General features: G+C 59.5%; 22 protein-coding genes and 1 tRNA gene. 17 read left to right on the forward strand and 6 right to left on the reverse strand.

The features are described from left to right. Positions 1-7: 7 nt before the first annotated feature. From F0P97_RS05845 to F0P97_RS05870, 6 genes are all read right to left on the reverse strand, one after another. Entirely contained in the window at positions 8-784 is a 777-nt protein-coding gene (locus F0P97_RS05845) for a pilus assembly PilX family protein (RefSeq protein WP_182286023.1), read from the reverse strand. A 21-nt stretch (positions 785-805) separates the two neighbouring features. Further along, the gene (locus F0P97_RS05850; protein WP_232538135.1) at positions 806-1747 is read right to left on the reverse strand and encodes a PilW family protein; all 942 of its coding nucleotides are present in this window, start codon (positions 1745-1747) and stop codon (positions 806-808) included. Further along, on the reverse strand, positions 1744-2397 hold the full coding sequence (gene pilV, locus F0P97_RS05855) for a type IV pilus modification protein PilV (RefSeq protein WP_182286024.1): 654 nt from the start codon (positions 2395-2397) through the stop codon (positions 1744-1746). The genes F0P97_RS05850 and pilV overlap by 4 nt, the downstream gene beginning before the upstream one ends. Continuing rightward, entirely contained in the window at positions 2385-2972 is a 588-nt protein-coding gene (locus F0P97_RS05860; protein WP_182286025.1) for a GspH/FimT family pseudopilin, read from the reverse strand. Before F0P97_RS05860 ends, pilV begins: the two co-directional genes overlap by 13 nt. 61 nt (positions 2973-3033) lie before the next feature. Beyond that, a complete protein-coding gene (locus F0P97_RS05865; protein WP_182286026.1) occupies positions 3034-3585 on the reverse strand; it encodes a GspH/FimT family pseudopilin in 552 nt (183 codons plus the stop codon). 172 nt (positions 3586-3757) lie between these two features. Next, positions 3758-4030 carry a hypothetical protein gene (locus F0P97_RS05870; protein WP_182286027.1) on the reverse strand — a complete coding sequence of 91 codons (273 nt, stop codon included), beginning with the start codon at positions 4028-4030 and terminating at the stop codon, positions 3758-3760. 218 nt (positions 4031-4248) lie between these two features. Here F0P97_RS05870 and rpsO point away from each other — a divergent pair, with 218 nt between their 5' ends. The 17 genes from rpsO (at position 4249) to nuoK (ending at position 18946) form a co-directional block, all read left to right on the forward strand. Continuing rightward, positions 4249-4515 carry a 30S ribosomal protein S15 gene (rpsO, locus tag F0P97_RS05875; RefSeq protein ID WP_003057844.1) on the forward strand — a complete coding sequence of 89 codons (267 nt, stop codon included), beginning with the start codon at positions 4249-4251 and terminating at the stop codon, positions 4513-4515. A 205-nt stretch (positions 4516-4720) separates the two neighbouring features. After that, positions 4721-6964 (forward strand): polyribonucleotide nucleotidyltransferase, encoded by a 2244-nt coding sequence (gene pnp, locus F0P97_RS05880; protein WP_182286028.1) that lies wholly within the window; start codon positions 4721-4723, stop codon positions 6962-6964. Between the two features lie 145 nt (positions 6965-7109). Continuing rightward, positions 7110-8102, forward strand: coding sequence for an NAD(P)H-quinone oxidoreductase (locus F0P97_RS05885; RefSeq protein WP_182287116.1), 993 nt, complete (start codon positions 7110-7112; stop codon positions 8100-8102). Beyond that, positions 8099-8845 (forward strand): triose-phosphate isomerase, encoded by a 747-nt coding sequence (tpiA, locus tag F0P97_RS05890; RefSeq protein ID WP_182286029.1) that lies wholly within the window; start codon positions 8099-8101, stop codon positions 8843-8845. The genes F0P97_RS05885 and tpiA overlap by 4 nt, the downstream gene beginning before the upstream one ends. A 57-nt stretch (positions 8846-8902) precedes the next feature. Further along, positions 8903-9298 (forward strand): preprotein translocase subunit SecG, encoded by a 396-nt coding sequence (gene secG, locus F0P97_RS05895; RefSeq protein ID WP_182286030.1) that lies wholly within the window; start codon positions 8903-8905, stop codon positions 9296-9298. Positions 9299-9418: 120 nt separating this feature from the next. Further along, positions 9419-9503, forward strand: a tRNA-Leu gene (locus tag F0P97_RS05900). Positions 9504-9577: 74 nt separating this feature from the next. Further along, complete coding sequence (locus F0P97_RS05905; RefSeq protein ID WP_158384358.1) at positions 9578-9937, forward strand: NADH-quinone oxidoreductase subunit A; 360 nt, start codon at positions 9578-9580, stop codon at positions 9935-9937. A 22-nt stretch (positions 9938-9959) separates the two neighbouring features. Beyond that, on the forward strand, positions 9960-10439 hold the full coding sequence (locus F0P97_RS05910; protein ID WP_003057832.1) for a NuoB/complex I 20 kDa subunit family protein: 480 nt from the start codon (positions 9960-9962) through the stop codon (positions 10437-10439). Positions 10440-10448: 9 nt separating this feature from the next. Further along, positions 10449-11060: an NADH-quinone oxidoreductase subunit C gene (locus F0P97_RS05915; protein WP_003076499.1), complete on the forward strand. Its 612-nt coding sequence runs from the start codon at positions 10449-10451 to the stop codon at positions 11058-11060. A gap of 28 nt (positions 11061-11088) precedes the next feature. Then, positions 11089-12342, forward strand: coding sequence for an NADH-quinone oxidoreductase subunit D (locus tag F0P97_RS05920; protein ID WP_003076498.1), 1254 nt, complete (start codon positions 11089-11091; stop codon positions 12340-12342). After that, positions 12339-12830, forward strand: coding sequence for an NADH-quinone oxidoreductase subunit NuoE (gene nuoE, locus F0P97_RS05925; protein WP_003057829.1), 492 nt, complete (start codon positions 12339-12341; stop codon positions 12828-12830). The genes F0P97_RS05920 and nuoE overlap by 4 nt, the downstream gene beginning before the upstream one ends. Continuing rightward, positions 12827-14191, forward strand: a complete 1365-nt coding sequence (gene nuoF, locus F0P97_RS05930) for an NADH-quinone oxidoreductase subunit NuoF (protein ID WP_003064388.1) — start codon at positions 12827-12829, stop codon at positions 14189-14191. The genes nuoE and nuoF overlap by 4 nt, the downstream gene beginning before the upstream one ends. Before the next feature lie 23 nt (positions 14192-14214). Beyond that, positions 14215-16332 (forward strand): NADH-quinone oxidoreductase subunit NuoG, encoded by a 2118-nt coding sequence (gene nuoG, locus F0P97_RS05935; protein ID WP_182286031.1) that lies wholly within the window; start codon positions 14215-14217, stop codon positions 16330-16332. Further along, entirely contained in the window at positions 16329-17405 is a 1077-nt protein-coding gene (gene nuoH, locus F0P97_RS05940; protein WP_003057825.1) for an NADH-quinone oxidoreductase subunit NuoH, read from the forward strand. The genes nuoG and nuoH overlap by 4 nt, the downstream gene beginning before the upstream one ends. Before the next feature lie 11 nt (positions 17406-17416). Next, positions 17417-17926, forward strand: coding sequence for an NADH-quinone oxidoreductase subunit NuoI (gene nuoI, locus F0P97_RS05945; protein ID WP_003057824.1), 510 nt, complete (start codon positions 17417-17419; stop codon positions 17924-17926). Positions 17927-17960: 34 nt separating this feature from the next. Then, complete coding sequence (locus F0P97_RS05950) at positions 17961-18641, forward strand: NADH-quinone oxidoreductase subunit J (protein ID WP_003076492.1); 681 nt, start codon at positions 17961-17963, stop codon at positions 18639-18641. Then, the gene (nuoK, locus tag F0P97_RS05955) at positions 18638-18946 is read left to right on the forward strand and encodes an NADH-quinone oxidoreductase subunit NuoK (RefSeq protein WP_003057821.1); all 309 of its coding nucleotides are present in this window, start codon (positions 18638-18640) and stop codon (positions 18944-18946) included. The genes F0P97_RS05950 and nuoK overlap by 4 nt, the downstream gene beginning before the upstream one ends. The last annotated feature ends 18 nt before the right edge of the window (positions 18947-18964 follow it).

An 18964-nucleotide genomic window follows, 5' to 3' on the forward strand; every position in this document is an offset into this window, starting at 1 on the left:
CTGGATTTCAGTCCTTCATCCGCTGGCGGGCATAGGTTTCCTGTAGTACGACGGCGGTACCTTTCTTGCGTCCTTTGGCCAGAGCTGTAATTCGGAAGATGACATAGACGTCAAGGTTTAACGGCAATTGGCTGGTTTTGGAATCCATGATTAAGTTGGCGCTCTTGGCAGCGTCGCTATAGCGCATGACTTCAATCCAGTACCAGCCGCCTTTTTCCGCTGCGGTTTCGGTCAATATGGGGTTGAGCTGGCCGTCGGCCGTGGTATTGGCCGCGCCGGTGTATTGGCCATAGCGTGCGCCTACGGCCATGAGGTCGCTCAGAGGCACTTCGCCCAGGGTGGCGTCGGCCACAGGATCGACGGAGGTGTCTTTGTCGTAATTCCAGAAATCCTGTCTGCCCACGCGTCGCGCGCACAGTCCGTCCTTGCAGCGTGTCGCTTCACTCTGCAATGTGGTGATCAGTGGGTTGATTTCGTTGGTGTCCCCAGGGAACTGCAATGCGCTGCTATAGGCGCGGCAGGGTGGGGCGTTGCAGGCGCTACCGTCGGATTTTTCACCGCGTATATCGAGTTCGGCGTCTTGCAGCAGGGCCTGTGCGGCTTCAAAGGCGCGTTGGTAGTCTGCGTCGTTGCTCACGATCATTTCGTTGAACCACGCGGTGCGTGATGCCCATAGTGCCAGCAGCATGGCGAGCATGACGAAGATGATGACGACAAACAGCGCCACGCCGCGCTGTCGGTCAGCAGCGCGGCGGGGCATGGCAAAGTGTGAGAGGTGCAGCATGGCAGTATTCGTAGGTGTTGCTCAGATCAGCCCTTGGCTGCGTAGCTGGAAGGTGTTGCGGAACAGCAGGTGCATGCGGTTCTTGCGTTTGGTGTCGGTCAGGGTGGTGATGTCCACGGCCTTGCCATCGCAGTCGGTGTAGCTGCTGCCGGCGGGCATGTCTATGAGTTCGCTGCCGTAGAGCACTAGACAGACCTGCACACCCTGCACACTGCGCCATTTGGGGTCTGTAGAGGATGTAGGCATGTCCCCGCCCTTGACATATTGCACACTGCCGTCGGCATTGGTCTGAACCAGATAGCTGACCTGAAATTGAGCAACGTTCTGTGCAATGGGCTGGGCGGTGGTGACCCCGTTTCCGCTGCACTGGAGGCTGTTCTTGGTGCTGTCGAAGGCAAAGATGCTTTCGACCCGCTCGTCGGCATTGATGGTGCCGTTCTTCTCGTAGGCGGGGGCGCCCACACAGTTGCGAGCCAAGACATCGAGGCTATCGGTGTTGGTGGTCAGAAAAATCCTGTCCGCATAGCGTCTAAATCCCGTGGTCAGGCTGTCTGCGGTGCCGGAGATGGCGTCTGTCTGGTCGAAGCTGTTGCCGCCGTCGTGCGCGATGGCCTTGATTTCAAACACCACGGCGCTCAGTGGGTCGTTGCTGGCGCTGTTCCTGGGATCAGGATTGAGGTAAAGAGAACCTGCTTGGCGCAGTTGCTGGCCAATCACCCGAAGAGTGTGGGCCCCTTGCTGCTGTATGGAACTGGCATCGTTGACGGAGCCTGAGATGCCGCGCGAGAGCATCAGCGCTCCCATGGCGGTGGCAACGACCAGCAGGCCGATGGCCAGGCCGACCATCAGCTCAAGCAGAGTTACGCCCTGTTGTTGGGACAGGTGCCGAGTGCGGCGCAGGGAAGGAGGAGTGTGGGGAAGCACGGGTATCGATTCCATGGTGGCGGGTAGCAGCGTGATCATGAGCAATACATGGTGTTGCCATACGGCGCGCAGCGGGCGGAGATGGGCAGGTATTGCAGATGGCATGTGAATCCGTCAGGGCAGGTGTTGGTCTCATCGGTGCCAGCGCCGAAGCTGCCATCGGCATTAAGGAATTTGCTGGCGTCGATGTTGTCCTTGAATTTCTTTTTATCGTCGGTGTCGCTGATGTCCTGTTCGTTCTCTCGCCAAGCAATGATTACGCCGAGCTGTCGGCGGTTGGCATCAACTGTTTCACCGGGGGCGAGGAAGATGCTGCCTTGCCCCAGCGGAAGTGTTTGTTCCACTGAGGTTTTCCATTGCTTGAGGTCATACGCAGCTTGTGCTGCTGGAGCGCATGTGGCCTGGTGGCAATCGGCGCTGGCATAGTCCTTGGCTTTTTTGTCATACCCAGAGACATATCCGCTCAACCCTAGCAACGCATTGGGGTTGACTTTCATGCGCTCACTCAGGTCCTCGATCAGTCGGATGGCCTGCGCCCGCCGCACTGTGGTGGTGGTGTCAACCAAAGTGCGCATTTGCGCACCGATGATGCCCAGAATGCCCAAGGCGACGACGATCAGCGCAACCAGCGATTCAATTAGCGTAATGCCGCGCTGTTGGGGTAAGGACTTGGTGTTCATGAAGTGCATGGAATTTCTTCCGAAGGAATGAGGCGTATGCGTCCGCCCGAGCTCATGCAGAGGCCTTTGGCCGCAGAGTTTGCGGTGGACTTGTTCAGGGGGACGATGCTGAAGCTTAGAAAGGCTCCGTCGACCAAGCCCCAGCGATTGAGTTTGATGGTGCCAGCTCCACCGGAGCGTGTTATCTGAACATCGCGTGGTGCATTTACGATTTGCAGAACGGGATCGGTTTGGGTGCAGGTGCCGCTGTTATTGCTGTCATTGCAGATGATCCAGCCGCAGTCCCAGTCTGTTTTGTTGGTGGCGGTCGTGCAGCCGTCAGTGTTGTTGGCTATTTTCTGGATCACGACCTTGCCCCCGCGCTTGATGGCTTCCGAGCGGGCAAGCATCAGGCTGGATTTCAAGCTCTCGGTGGCTTGCAGGACGCGCCAGCGCTCGAATAGCGTGCGAAAGCTAGGCATGGCAATGGCTGACAGAATGGCCAATATCGCGAGGGTCACCATTAGTTCGACGGCTGTGAAGCCATGGCGTGCAACTCTGCTGACGTAGCGCAGGTGCAATGTGCTGTTGGCGGAGGTGTGCATAGAGATTCCTCATCAAAGATTGCGACCTCTGTAGCGACGCTGATAAGAGCGGGTGTCTGGCTTATGTGCACGATGTACTGTCTGTGTCAGGCGTGTAGATGCGGCCAGTGCTGCTAATGCACATGGTGCTGGCTTGCGCTTCGCTGCTTCCCTTGAGTTCTATGGCTGCATTGGCAGCTGAGAGCAGGCCCCAGCGATCCACCTTGATGAGGGTGGGCTCGCTGATGCCAGTTAATTTGACACTGACTTTTGAGGGCAGGGCGATGGTCTGCAAGGTGTCTTCGCCGCTGTCCTGCTTGCCATCATTGTTGGTGTCGACAAAGACGGTCCAGCCGCAGCTCCAGAGGCTGGTGTCGCTGCCGACAGTGGTGCAATCTGTCGTGTTACCGCTGCGCAGTATGGCGATGCCGCCGCCGCGCTTGATTGCTTCCGAGCGAGCCACATAGAAAGTGGATTGCAGCTCTTCTGTAACTTGGCGAACTTTCCAGCGTTCGATCAATGGCTTGAAGCTGGGGGCTGCAATGGCTGCAAGCACGCCAAGAATGGCGATGGTCACCAGTAGTTCGATGGCGGTGAAGCCTTTGACAGAACGGCGTGAGGGCATTTTGAACATGCCCTGATGTTACGTTTTGAGAGCTTGTGTAAATAATGAGCTTGGACAGGTGGCAGAAAGGTCGGGACAAACGGTAGCTCACCAGGGCTTGCGCAAACCGGGTTCAGGCAAGACCTGCACCTCAGAAGCAGTCCTGGTGCATTCCGGCTTGCGTAAGTTCCACCCCTATTCGCTAACGCTTGCTGCCCTGAGGTTTCTGCGTATACCCCGAACAGGCTCCTGAGTTGGGTCTGCCCTGACATTCCCGGTAGAGGCGCCGGTCGCGCTCGGCAGTGGTTTCGTCCGAGCTGCTGCGAATGTTCTGGATCCTGATTTTGCTGCTCTGGTCCTTGCTGTTTTTGCGCCCAGCAGCAAGGGTGTCGGTGGCAAGTGTTGCTGCTATCAATGCTGCAACAGTCACGGCGGCGTACTGGAGCTTGTGAGCGTGTTTGAGCCAAGGTGTCATGGTCAGTCCTCGGTGAAGCTGTGACGGCTCATTGCAGCGTGTGTGCCATTGGCTGGCAATATGGGTTTGCGTGTGAGGAGTAGTGGATGCCAGGGAAATGGGCTCTTGATATAATCGCCGGGTTTTGCATGGTGCAAGACGCACGCTGAGGCCTTTCCAGTCTTGGCGCAAGTAACCAAGGTGCTCCTCGTCGAGTGCCAAATCCTAAGGAAAACAAAATGATCGCTGCCGATAAGAAGGCTGAAGTTGTCAAGGCCAATGCCCGTTCCGAAAACGACACTGGTAGCCCCGAAGTGCAAGTGGCTCTGCTGACAGCTCGCATCAACGAACTGACTCCCCACTTCAAGGCTAACGCCAAGGACCACCACGGTCGTCGCGGTCTGCTGCGCATGGTGAGCCGTCGCCGCAAGCTGCTGGACTACCTGAAGTCCAAGGACGCTGACCGCTACACAGCACTGATCGCCAAGCTGGGCCTGCGCAAGTAAGCACGGTGAAAGATCGAAACGCCTGAGTTAGATTGCCTAGCTCAGGCGTTTTTTACTTCGGAGTTCGCAAAACAGAGCGAAGCTGTGTCATTCCAGTGCTGCACTATTTGTAGCGTCTAGCGCAGCACTGGAATGGCATCGTGTTCTGTTTGCACTCCAAATCAAGACTGGATAAGCGCATCCAGCTATTCATGAAGGAGTCAATATGACCATGTTTAACAAAGTTACCAAGACCTTCCAGTGGGGCCAGCATACGGTCACCATGGAAACCGGCGAAATCGCGCGTCAGGCATCCGGCGCCGTGCTGGTCAACATCGACGACACCGTGGTGCTGGCCACTGTTGTGGGCTCCAAGATCGCCAAGGCCGGCCAGGACTTCTTCCCCCTGACCGTTGACTACATCGAGAAGACCTATGCAGCCGGCAAGATCCCCGGCAGCTTCTTCAAGCGCGAAGCCAAGCCTTCCGAGCTGGAGACTCTGACCTCGCGTCTGATCGACCGTCCCATCCGCCCCCTGTTCCCCGAAGGCTTCTACAACGACGTGCATGTGGTCATCCACACCATCTCGCTGAACCCCGAAGTCGACGCCGACATCGCTGCCATGATTGCTGTCTCCGCTGCCCTGGCAGTGTCGGGCCTGCCTTTCAACGGCCCTATTGGTGCAGCCCGTGTGGGTTACATCAATGGCGAATACGTGCTGAACCCTGGTCAGACACAGCGCAAGGATTCGCAGATGGATCTGGTCGTTGCCGGCACCGAATCCGCCGTGCTGATGGTGGAGTCCGAAGCCCTGCAACTGCCTGAAGAAGTGATGCTGGGCGCCGTGGTGTTCGGCCACGAGCAAGGCAAGATCGCTATCGACGCCATCCATGACCTGGTGCGCGAAGGCGGCAAGCCCGCATGGGACTGGACTGCTCCCGCCAAGGACGAAGCGCTGATCGCCAAGGTGGTCGAGCTGGGCGAAGCCAAGCTGCGTGCTGCTTACCAGGAGCGCAACAAGCAGGTGCGTACCCTGGCTTGCCGCACTGCCTACGCTGACGTCAAGGCCGCCCTGACCGAGCAAGGCGTGGCATTCGACGGCGTCAAGGTTGAAGGCATGCTGTTCGACATCGAAGCCGGCATCGTGCGTTCGCAGATCCTGGCGGGCGAGCCCCGTATCGACGGCCGCGACACCCGTACCGTGCGTCCCATCGAGATCCGCTCCTCCGTGCTGCCCCGCACCCACGGCTCCGCGCTGTTCACGCGTGGTGAAACCCAGGCCCTGGTGATCTCCACGCTGGGTACCGAGCGCGACGCTCAGAAGATCGACGCGCTGGCTGGCGAGTTCGAAGACCGCTTCCTGTTCCACTACAACATGCCTCCCTTTGCCACCGGCGAAGTGGGTCGCATGGGCTCGACCAAGCGCCGTGAAATCGGCCACGGCCGTCTGGCCAAGCGCGCTCTGGCCGCTTGCCTGCCGACCAAGGAAGAATTCCCCTACACCATCCGCGTGGTGTCGGAAATCACCGAGTCCAATGGCTCCTCGTCCATGGCTTCGGTCTGCGGCGGCTGCCTGTCCATGATGGACGCCGGTGTGCCCATGAAGGCGCATGTGGCCGGTATCGCCATGGGTCTGATCAAGGAAGACAACAAGTTCGCCGTGCTGACCGACATCCTGGGTGACGAAGATCACCTGGGTGATATGGACTTCAAGGTGGCCGGTACTACCAACGGCATCACTGCCCTGCAGATGGACATCAAGATCCAGGGCATCACCAAGGAAATCATGCAGGTCGCCCTGGCTCAGGCCAAGGAAGCCCGCATGCACATCCTGGGCAAGATGCAGGAAGCCATGGGTGAAGCCAAGACCGAAGTCTCCAGCTTCGCGCCCAAGCTCTACACCATGAAGATCAACCCCGAGAAGATCCGTGACGTGATCGGCAAGGGCGGTGCCACCATCCGTGCGCTGACCGAAGAGACCGGCACCCAGATCAACATCGAGGAAGACGGCACCATCACCATTGCCGCCACCGATGGCGCCAAGGCCGAAGCCGCCAAGCTGCGCATCGAGCAGATCACGGCCGAAGTCGAGATCGGCAAGGTCTACGAAGGCCCCATCGTCAAGATTCTGGAATTCGGTGCCCTGGTCAACCTGCTGCCCGGCAAGGACGGTCTGCTGCACATCAGCCAGATCGCCCACGAGCGCGTGGAAAAGGTCACCGACTACCTGCAAGAAGGTCAGGTGGTCAAGGTCAAGGTTCTGGAGACCGACGACAAGGGGCGTGTCAAGCTGTCCATGAAGGCGCTGACCGAGCGTCCAGCCGGCATGCCCGAGCGCGAGCCGCGTGAACCCCGTGGCGATCGCGAGTACCGCGAACGTGCTCCTCGTCAGAATCGCGAACCCCGCGAAAACCGCGAGCCGCGCGAAAACCGCGCAGCCGCCGACGAGCAGCAGCAACAGCAGCAGTAATGGCTGAGCAGGAGGCCGTCGTGAGGCGGCCTCCTGTTTTGTCGTTTGCTGGCTGATCCTGTTTTGTGGCTGCTGGCGCTTTCTGCCTAAGCGTTTGAGCCTGATTTATTTGATAGAGCAAAGCCTGACTATGCAAGCCAACACAATGCGAGCGGTGGAAATCACCAGCTATGGTGCGCCAGACGTGCTGCGCATGGGTGTACGTCCCATGCCGGCTGCGGCTGAGGGGGAGGTGCTGATTCGCGTTGCCGCGAGCGGCATCAACCGCCCCGATGTGCTGCAGCGCAAAGGTCATTACGCGCCACCTCCCGGCGCCTCCGATCTTCCGGGGCTCGAGGTGGCGGGTGTGATCGTGGCGGGCGACGAGGCCGCCATGCGCAAGGCAGGCTTCAAGCTCGGCGACCGCGTCTGCGCGCTGGTGGCCGGTGGCGGCTATGCGAGTTTCTGCGCTGCGCCCGTGGACCAGTGTCTGCCGGTGCCTGCAGGCTTCAGCGACGTGCAGGCGGCTGCCTTGCCCGAGACCTTTTTCACGGTCTGGAGCAATGTGTTTGACCGGGGGGCTCTGCAGCCCGGCGAAACCTTGCTGGTGCAGGGCGGCAGCAGTGGCATTGGCGTGACGGCGATTCAGCTGGCCAAGGCCTGGGGTGCGACGGTCATTGTCACGGCGGGCAGCGATGCCAAGTGCGATGACTGCCTCAAGCTCGGTGCCGACCACGCCATCAACTACAAGACCCAGGACTTCGCGGCAGAAGTGCAGCGCATCACGGCAGGCGAAGGCGTCAACGTCATCCTCGACATGGTCGCCGGCAGCTATGTGGCGCGCGAAGTCCAGTGCCTGGCTCCTGATGGTCGCCTGGTCATCATCGCGGTGCAGGGGGGGGTCAAGGCCGAGTTCGATGCCGGTCTGGTGCTGCGCAAACGGCTGACCGTGACCGGCTCCACGCTGCGCCCGCGCTCCGTGGCCTTCAAGGCGGCGATCGCCGAGGCGCTCAAGCGCAATGTCTGGCCCCTGCTGGAGTCCGGCAAGGTGCGCCCAGCCATCTATCGTGAATTCGATGCTGCTGATGCGGCGCAGGCTCATGCGCTGATGGAATCCAGCCAGCACACCGGAAAAATCGTTTTGACTTGGGAAACATGAAGCAAAAACTCATTGTTGGCAACTGGAAGATGAACGGCAGCCTGGCTGCCAATGCCGCTTTGCTGCAGGCCATCAAGCAGGGCTTGCCTGCTGACAACAAGGCGGGCGTGGCTGTGGCGGCTCCTGCTGTCTATCTGGCTCAAGTCCAGGCAGAACTTGCGGGTACTTCCATCGGTGTGGGCGCGCAGGATGTGTCCCAGCACGAGCAGGGCGCATTCACGGGCGAAACTTCGGCGGCCATGCTCAAGGAGTTCGGCGTGCGTTATGCGCTGGTCGGTCACTCCGAGCGTCGTCAGTATCATGGCGAGACCGATGCCGTGGTTGCAGCCAAGGCTCAGGCCGCTCTGGCCAAAGGAATCACGCCCATCGTCTGCGTGGGTGAGACCCTGGCGGAGCGTGAAGCAGGTCAGACCGAGGCTGTGGTCAAGCGTCAACTGGCAGCCGTGATTCATCAGGTCGGCCACTGCGTGAGCGAACTGGTGGTGGCGTATGAGCCTGTCTGGGCCATAGGCACCGGCAAGACTGCCACGCCCGAGCAGGCCCAGCAGGTGCATGCCGTGCTGCGTGCACAGCTGGCTGCTGCCAGCGACAAGGCCAATCGCGTGCCTTTGCTTTACGGTGGAAGCATGAATGCAGGCAATGCGGCGCAGCTGCTGGCTCAGGCCGATATTGACGGCGGCCTGATCGGTGGCGCGGCTCTCAAGGCTCCGGATTTCCTCATCATTATTGCGGCAGCGCAATAATTCGTCTGCGCCACACTCCGGTGTGGTGCGCAATGATTCAGACTTTTAGGTTTTGATATGAACGTCTTTTCCAGCGTCATTCTCGCGGTCCAGATGCTGGCCGCCCTGGGCATGATCGGCCTCATCCTCATGCAGCACGGCAAGGGTGCCGATATGGGGGCTTCCTTTGGCAGCGGTTCGTCGGGCAGCCTGTTTGGCGCCTCGGGCAGTGCCAACTTCCTGTCGCGCTCCACGGCGGCCCTGGCCACCGTGTTCTTTGTGGCTACATTGGCACTGGCTTATCTGGGCAACGCTCGCCCAGTGAGTTCGGGTAGTGTGCTGGAAGGTGCTGCTCCTGTTTCGGCTCCTGCGCCTGCTGCCAATGTGCCGCCCGCAGCTGCTGGTGATGCAGCCGTGCCTGCTGCTGCTCCAGCGGCTGGTGCTGAAGGTGCAGCCCAGATCCCAACGAAATAATTTGGAGAAAATCCTGAAGAACCCCAAAGAGTGGGGTTTTTCAGGCTAGAATCTAGGGATTGTCTGGGGATCAGAATCTTTGCAACGAAGGTTCCAGAGATTGCCGGACTTTGAGACGAAGCCGTCGTGGTGGAATTGGTAGACACGCTATCTTGAGGGGGTAGTGGCGAAAGCTGTGCGAGTTCGAGTCTCGCCGACGGCACCAACACATAACTAAAAACCTGCCCTGCTGATCAGGCAGTGATCGGTGAGGCATGTTTTCATAACAAGGCCCACTCGATGAACATCGATCAGTACCTTCCCGTTCTTCTGTTCATTCTTATTGGCATGGCTGTGGGTGTTGTACCCCTGGCGCTCGGCTACGTGCTGGGTCCCAACCGCCCTGATGCTGCCAAGAACTCCCCCTATGAATGCGGTTTCGAGGCGTTTGAAGACGCTCGAATGAAGTTTGATGTGCGCTACTACCTGGTCGCCATCCTGTTCATTCTGTTTGACTTGGAAATCGCATTTCTGCTGCCCTGGGCTGTCGCACTCAAAGATGTCGGCGGCGTGGGTTTTGTTGCTGTCCTGATTTTTCTGGCCATTCTGGTCGTGGGCTTTGCCTACGAGTGGAAAAAAGGCGCCCTGGATTGGGAATAAGCAGCTTTTCTGAGGAAACACGATGATCGAAGGCGTGATGAAGGAAGGCTTCGTCACCACCAGTTATGACACGGTGGTGAACTGGGCCAAGACAGGGTCGATCTGGCCCATGACATTTGGCCTGGCCTGCTGTGCGGTGGAGATGATGCACGCAGCTGCTGCCCGCTATGACATCGGTCGCTTCGGCTCCGAAGTGTTCCGTGCCAGCCCCCGCCACTCAGACCTGATGATTGTTGCCGGTACGCTGTGCAACAAGATGGCTCCCGCGATGCGCAAGGTCTATGACCAGATGTCCGAGCCGCGCTGGGTCATCTCCATGGGCTCCTGTGCCAATGGTGGTGGTTACTATCACTACAGCTACTCGGTGGTGCGCGGTTGCGATCGCATTGTTCCCGTCGACGTCTATGTGCCTGGTTGCCCTCCGACAGCGGAAGCGCTGATCTACGGCATCATCCAGCTGCAGCAGAAGATTCGTCGTACCCACACCATCGCTCGCGTTTAAAGGGCTGAGATGACTGCAATTGCTATTCACCCCGAGAAGCTTCGGGATGTGGTTACTGCTGCCTTGGGTGACAAGGTGCGCTCCGTCACTCTGGCCTACGGCGAAGTGACGGTGGAGGTGTCCGCTGACAAGTATCTGGACGTGATGCAGATTCTGCGCAATGCTCCGGACTGCCAGTTCGAGATGCTGCTGGATCTGTGCGGTGTGGACTACTCCACTTATGCGGAAGTCGGCAAGGACGGTCCGCGTTTTGCCGTTGTATCCCACCTGATGTCCCTGACGCTGAACCAGCGGCTGCGTGTGCGTGTGTACTGCGCCGACGATGACTTCCCCGTGGTGGCTTCGATCAACCCCATCTGGAACTCGGCCAACTGGTTCGAGCGCGAAGCCTTCGATCTGTTCGGCATCGTGTTCGAAGGTCACGAAGACCTGCGTCGCATCCTGACCGACTATGGCTTCATCGGCCATCCGTTTCGCAAGGATTTCCCTCTGTCCGGTCACGTGGAAATGCGCTACGACGCCGAACAGCAACGTGTGGTGTACCAGCCCGTCACGATCGAGCCGCGCGAAATCACGCCGCGCATCATTCGTGAAGAAAACTATGGCGGAGGCCTGCACTAAAGGCGCGCGTCGCCTTTGACGGAAGACCATGGCTGAAATCAAGAACTATTCCCTGAACTTTGGTCCGCAGCACCCGGCAGCGCACGGTGTGCTGCGTCTGGTGTTGGAGCTCGATGGCGAAGTGGTGCAGCGCGCCGACCCGCACATCGGTCTGCTGCACCGTGCGACCGAAAAGCTGGCCGAAAGCAAGACCTATATCCAGTCGCTGCCCTATATGGACCGCCTGGATTACTGCTCGATGATGAGCAACGAGCATGCTTACTGCCTGGCCATCGAAAAGCTGATGGGCATCGAAGTGCCCATCCGCGCCCAGTACATCCGCGTGATGTTCTCGGAAATCACCCGCATCATGAATCACCTGATGTGGCTGGGTTCCTCGGGCAACGATGCCGGCAGCTCGACCATCCTGATCTACAGCTTCCGTGAGCGTGAAGCGCTGATGGACATGTACGAAGCAGTGTCGGGTGCGCGCATGCACGCGGCTTACTTCCGTCCAGGCGGCGTGTATCGCGACCTGCCGGACAGCATGCCCCAGTACAAGGCCAGCAAGGTGCGCAATGTGCGCTCCATGGAGGCCATGAACGAAGACCGTAAGGGCTCGCTGCTGGACTTCATCGATGCTTTCACGCAGCGTTTCCCCAAGTGCGCGGACGAGTACGAAACCCTGCTGACCGACAACCGTATCTGGAAGCAGCGCAACGTCGGCATCGGCGTGGTGTCTGCAGAACGCGCCATCAACCTGGGCCTGACCGGTCCCATGCTGCGCGCCTCGGGCCTGCCCTGGGACATGCGCAAGACCCAGCCCTACGAGGTCTACGACAAGCTGGATTTCGATATTCCGGTGGGTGCCACGGGCGACTGCTACGACCGCTATCTGGTTCGCATGGCCGAGATGCGCGAGTCCAACAAGATCATCAAGCAATGCGTGGACTGGCTGCGTGTCAATCCCGGCCCTGTGATCACGGACAATCACAAGGTTGCGCCCGCAAGCCGTGAAGCCATGAAGTCCAACATGGAAGAGCTGATCCACCACTTCAAGCTCTTTACCGAAGGCTTCAAGGTTCCCGAAGGCGAGGCTTATGCTTCCGTCGAGCATCCCAAGGGTGAGTTCGGCATTTATTTGATCAGCGATGGTGCCAACAAGCCCTATCGACTGAAGATTCGTCCACCAGGATTTGCGCACATGGCTGCTCTCGATGAACTGAGCCGTGGCCATATGCTGGCTGACGCCGTGATGGTGCTCAGTACCCTGGACATCGTGTTTGGAGACGTTGACCGATGATTACCGAAGCGACCAGAGAACGCTTTGCGCGTGAGGTGGCAAAGTATCCGGCTGACCAGAAACAGTCTGCCGTCATGGCTTGCCTGTCTATCGTGCAGCAGGAGCAGGGCTGGGTCAGCCAGGAAAGCGAGGCAGTGATTGCCGAAGTCCTGGGCATGGCCGAGATTGCGGTGCACGAAGTCACCACTTTCTACAACATGTACAACCAGCAACCCGTTGGCAAGTACAAGCTCAATGTCTGCACCAATCTGCCATGCCAGCTGCGCGACGGCTACAAGGCCTTGCACCATCTGGAGCACAAGCTGGGCATCAAGATGGGCGAGACCACCAAGGACGGCCTGTTTACACTGCAGCAGTCCGAGTGCCTGGGCGCCTGCGCCGACTCGCCCGTGATGCTGGTCAACGACCGTTGCATGTGCAGCTTCATGAGCAATGAAAAGCTCGACGAGCTGGTCGACGGCCTGCGCGCAGCGGAGGGCAAGGCATGAGCACGATTCTGAACAATCCTGCCGCCAATGCCGTGCTGGCCAAGTTCGCATCGACCGGCAATGAAACCTGCTTCCACGACCGCCACATCAACCCCCAGATCTATGCGGATCTGAACGGCAGCAACTGGTCCATCAAGGACTATGAAGCGCGCGGCGGCTATCAGGCCCTGCGCAAGCTGCTGGGCAAGGATGGCGGCGAAGGCCTGACGCAAGATCAGGTCATCGCGACGCTCAAGGAATCCGGTCTGCGCGGCCGTGGCGGTGCGGGCTTCCCCACGGGTCTGAAGTGGAGCTTCATGCCCCGCCAGTTCCCCGGTCAGAAGCATCTGGTCTGCAACTCGGACGAGGGCGAACCCGGTACCTGCAAAGACCGCGACATCCTGATGTTCAACCCGCACATCGTGATCGAAGGCATGATCATTGCCGCTTTCGCGATGGGCATCAGCATTGGCTACAACTACATCCACGGCGAAATCTTCGAAGTCTATGAGCGCTTCGAGGCAGCCCTGGAAGAAGCCCGTGCGGCCGGCTATCTGGGTGACAACATCCTGGGCAGCAGCTTCAGCTTCCAGTTGCATGCCCACCATGGCTTTGGCGCCTATATCTGCGGCGAGGAAACCGCGCTGCTGGAATCGCTGGAAGGCAAGAAGGGTCAGCCCCGCTTCAAGCCGCCATTCCCTGCCAGCTTCGGTCTCTACGGCAAGCCCACGACCATCAACAATACCGAGACTTTCGCAGCCGTTCCCTGGATCATCCGCAACGGTGGCCAGGCCTACCTGGAATGCGGCAAGCCCAACAACGGCGGCACCAAGATCTTCTCGGTCAGCGGCGACGTGAACCTGCCCGGCAACTACGAAGTTCCCATGGGCACGCCTTTCAGCAAGCTGCTGGAGCTGGCGGGCGGTGTGCGCACCGGTCGCAAGCTCAAGGCTGTGATTCCTGGCGGCTCTTCGTCGCCCGTGCTGCCTGCCGACATCATCATGGACTGCACGATGGACTATGACTCCATCTCCAAGGCGGGTTCCATGCTGGGTTCGGGTGCAGTGATCGTGATGGATGATTCGCGCGACATGGTCGAGTGCCTGCTGCGTCTGTCGTACTTCTATTCGCACGAGTCCTGCGGCCAGTGCACGCCCTGCCGTGAAGGTACGGGCTGGCTGTGGCGCGTGGTGAACCGTATTCAGCACGGCGAAGGCCGTCCGGAAGATATCGAGCTGTTGGACTCGGTATCCGTGAACATCATGGGCCGCACCATCTGTGCGCTCGGCGACGCGGCAGCCATGCCGGTTCGCGCCATGATCAAGCACTTCCGCCACGAGTTCGAAGCGAAGATCCAGAACGCTTCCAAACAGGCTGCATGAGCGCCTGATCGCGAGACAAGCATATGGTTGAAATTGAACTGGACGGAAAAAAGGTCGAGGTGACGGAAGGCAGCATGGTCATGCATGCAGCCGAGAAGGCCGGCACCTACATTCCTCACTTCTGCTACCACAAGAAGCTATCCATTGCGGCCAACTGCCGCATGTGCCTTGTGGATGTGGAAAAGGCTCCCAAGCCCATGCCCGCCTGCGCCACGCCCGTGACGCAAGGCATGATCGTGCGCACCAAGAGCGAGAAGGCCATCAAGGCACAACAGTCGGTGATGGAGTTTCTGCTCATCAATCACCCCCTGGACTGCCCCATCTGCGACCAGGGCGGCGAATGCCAGCTCCAGGACTTGGCAGTGGGTTATGGCAGCAGCTCTTCGCGCTACGAGGAGGAAAAGCGCGTGGTGTTCCACAAGAACGTGGGGCCGCTGATTTCCATGGAGGAAATGAGCCGCTGCATTCACTGCACACGTTGCGTGCGCTTTGGCCAGGAAGTGGCCGGCGTCATGGAACTGGGCATGATTCACCGCGGCGAGCACTCCGAGATCACCACCGTGGTGGGCGATAGCGTGGACTCCGAGCTGTCGGGCAATATGATCGACATCTGCCCCGTGGGCGCGTTGACCAGCAAGCCCTTCCGCTACAGCGCCCGTACCTGGGAACTGTCGCGCCGCAAGTCGGTGGCTCCGCACGACTCCACAGGCTCCAACCTGATCGTTCAGGTCAAGAACCACAAGGTCATGCGCGTTGTGCCCTTCGAGAACGAAGAAGTCAACGAATGCTGGATTGCCGACCGTGACCGCTTCTCCTACGAAGCGCTGAACAGCGACGAACGCCTCACCAAGCCCATGCTCAAGCAGGGTGGCGAGTGGAAGGAAGTCGACTGGCAGACCGCTCTGGAATATGTGGCCAACGGCCTGCAGCAGATCAAGAGCAACCATGGCGCCAGCGCCATTGGTGCTCTGGTCAGCCCTCACAGCACGGTGGAGGAACTGTTCCTGGCCGGCAAGCTGGTGCGTGGCATCGGTAGCGAGAACATCGACTACCGTCTGCGCAATGCCGAGTTCGCTGTTACGCAAGGCGTGCAGTGGCTGGGTCTGCCCATCGCTGCATTGAGCAATCTGCAGTCGGCTCTGATCGTGGGCTCCAACCTGCGCAAGGATCATCCGCTGTTCGCACAGCGCATTCGCCAGGCTGCCAAGAAGGGCTGCAAAGTCTTCGCCATCAACGATCGCGTCTATGACTGGGCCTTGCCCGTCAACGCATCGGTGGTCGCTGCCGGCGACTGGGCTCAGGCTCTGGCCGATGTGGCCGCTGCCGTGGCCGAGGCCAAGGGCGTGACGGCTCCCGTGGCCGGTCAGGCTCACGACGAAGCCAAGGCGATTGCTGCTGCACTGCTGGCCGGTGAGCAAAAGGCCGTGCTGCTGGGCAATGCCGCAGCACACCATGCCCAGGCTTCCGCACTGCTGGCCCTGGCCAACTGGATTGCACAACAGACCGGCGCTGCCGTGGGCTATCTGACCGAAGCCGCCAACACCGTGGGCGCACAATGGGTCAAGGCCGTGCCTGCTGGCAATGGTCTGAATGCGGCTCAGATGATCGGCGGTGGCCTGAAGGCTGCCATCTTGCTGAACAACGAGCCCGAGTTCGACAGCGCTGCCGGCAAGGCCGCCATCGCCGGTCTGAACAAGGCCGAGATGGTGGTGACTCTGAGCCCCTTCAAGGCCAACCTCGAATTCAGCGATGTGCTGCTGCCCATTGCTCCGTTCACGGAAACCTCGGGCAGCTTCGTCAACGCCGAAGGCCGTCTGCAGAGCTTCCACGCCGTGGTCAAGCCTCTGGCCGACACGCGTCCCGCATGGAAGGTGTTGCGCGTGCTGGCCAACCTGATGGGTGTGCCGGGCGTGGACTACGAAACGTCGCAGGACGTGCTGGCTGAGGCCACTGGCGGCGCTGCCCAAGTGCCCGCCAATGTGCTGAGCAATGCGGCCCAGGCCGTGAGCGCAGTGCCCGCCGGCAATGTGACTGCGCCTGCAGTCGCCAGCATTTACCAGCTCGACAGCATCGTGCGCCGCGCTACGTCGCTGCAATTGACGGCTGACGCTCGTCAGGTTCGTGAGGGAGGCGCCGCATGATCGACGCATTGAAAGCCTGGGGCGCGGGCCTGTCCGCCGCTCCTTTCTGGACCGATGTGGCCTGGCCCGTCATCTGGATTCTGCTCGGCATCGTGGCCATCGTGGCTCCCCTGATGGGTGCCGTGGCCTACCTCACGCTGTGGGAACGCAAGCTGCTGGGTTTCATGCAAATCCGTCTGGGCCCCAACCGCGTGGGTCCTTCGGGTCTGCTGCAGCCTCTGGCTGACGGCCTGAAGCTGCTGACCAAGGAACTGATTCAGCCCACGGCAGCTGCCAAGGGCCTGTTCTATGTGGGCCCGGTCATGGCCATCATGCCGGCCCTGGCGGCCTGGGTGGTGATTCCCTTTGCTCCCGATGTGGCCCTGGCCAACGTGAACGCGGGCCTGCTGCTGCTGATGGCCATCACTTCCATCGAAGTCTATGGCGTGATCATTGCGGGCTGGGCTTCCAACTCCAAGTACGCCTTCCTGGGCGCGCTGCGTGCCTCGGCTCAGATGGTGAGCTACGAAATCGCGCTGGGCTTCTGTTTCCTGGTGGTCATCATGGTCACGGGCAGCATGAATCTGTCGGCCATCGTGATGAGCCAGGGTCAGGGTCAGTTCGCGTCCATGGGCATGAGCATCCTGTCCTGGAACTGGCTGCCGCTGCTGCCCATCTTCATCGTCTACCTGATCTCGGTCGTTGCCGAAACCAACCGTCATCCGTTTGACGTGGTTGAAGGCGAAGCCGAAATCGTGGCCGGTCACATGGTCGAGTACTCGGGCATGGGCTTTGCGGTCTTCTTCCTGGCCGAATACGCGAGCATGTGGCTGGTCTCCATCCTGGCCGTGATCATGTTCCTGGGCGGCTGGTTGCCTCCGTTCGACTTCCTGGGCTTCATCCCCGGTTGGATCTGGCTGGCGATCAAGACCTTCCTGGTGGTGTCGTGCTTCATCTGGATTCGCGCTACCTTCCCGCGCTTCCGTTATGACCAGATCATGCGTCTGGGTTGGAAGATCTTCATTCCCGTCACCCTGGTGTGGCTGGTGGTTGTGGGTGCTTGGCTGTACTCGCCCTGGAACATCTGGAAATAAGCGGAGTACGTATGTCTGCAGTAGCTGCAACACCTTTCTCCTTCAAGGATTTCCTCAAGAGCTTCATGCTCTGGGAACTGGCCAAGGGCATGGCCCTGACTGGTCGCTACACCTTCCGTCGCAAGATCACGGTGCAGTTCCCTGAGGAAAAAACACCTCAATCGCCACGCTTCCGTGGTCTGCACGCCCTGCGCCGTTATGAAAACGGCGAAGAGCGCTGCATTGCCTGCAAGCTTTGCGAAGCCGTGTGCCCTGCCATGGCCATCACCATCGAGTCCGATGTGCGTGACGACGGCTCGCGCCGTACCACGCGCTACGACATCGATCTGACCAAGTGCATCTTCTGCGGCTTCTGCGAAGAAAGCTGCCCGGTGGATTCCATCGTGGAGACGCACATCTTCGAATACCACGGCGAAAAGCGCGGTGATCTCTACTTCACCAAGGACATGCTCCTGGCAGTGGGTGACCGTTATGAAGCCGAGATCGCTGCCAACAAGGCAGCAGATGCCAAGTACCGCTGAAGCGGCTCCTTGATCACTTGAAAAGATTCGATCCATGGACGCCAAAACTGGTTTTTTCTATCTGTTCTCGGTCGTGCTGCTGTTTGCAGCCTTCCGGGTTGTCACGGCTCGCAACCCTGTGCACGCCGTGCTCAATCTGATTCTGGCCTTCTCGCAAGCGGCAGCCATCTGGCTGCTGCTCAAGGCTGAATTCCTCGGCATCGCTCTGGTGCTGGTCTATCTGGGCGCCGTGATGGTGCTGTTCCTGTTCGTGGTGATGATGCTCGATATCCGTATCGACTCCATGCGCCGCGGCTTCTGGAAGCATTTCCCGTTCGCCGCCCTGATCGGTGTGCTGATCGCCTTTGAAATGGGCATGGTGCTGATGGGCGGCTTCGGCGACGTTGAAGACGCCAAGGCGGTTGGTGCGACCATGGTCAATGCCGCCGGCCAGACCGTTCCTTACTCGAACACACAGGCTCTGGGCAAGCTGCTGTACACGGAATACCTGTATCCCGTGGAAATCGCGGCCGTGATCCTGCTGGTGGCCATGATTGCCGCAATTGCCCTGACGCTGCGCAAGCGCAAGGACAGCAAGGCCATGAACCCTGCAGATCAAATTCGTGTACGTGCCTCTGACCGCATCAAGCTGGTCAAGGTCGACAGCACCAAGCCTGCACAAAAACCTGACGCTGAAGCCGCGGCTGCAGCGCCTGCTGTGGAGACAAAAGCATGACGCTGACTTTGGGCCACTTCCTGACGCTGGGTGCCATGCTGTTTGCACTCTCCGTGGTTGGCATCTTTCTGAACCGCAAGAACCTGATCGTCTTGCTCATGGCCATCGAGCTGATGCTGCTGGCCGTGAACATGAACTTTGTCGCGTTTTCCAGCTATCTGGGCGACATGCACGGCCAGGTGTTCGTGTTTTTCATCCTGACAGTGGCTGCTGCTGAATCGGCCATCGGTCTGGCGATCTTGGTGCTGTTGTTCCGTAACAAGACAAGCATCGATGCGGAAGATCTCAACGCCCTCAAGGGTTGAGTCCGCCGTAACTTGCAA

The sequence above is a fragment of the Comamonas testosteroni genome (assembly GCF_014076415.1).
GTDB classification, from domain to species: domain Bacteria; phylum Pseudomonadota; class Gammaproteobacteria; order Burkholderiales; family Burkholderiaceae_C; genus Comamonas; species Comamonas testosteroni_F.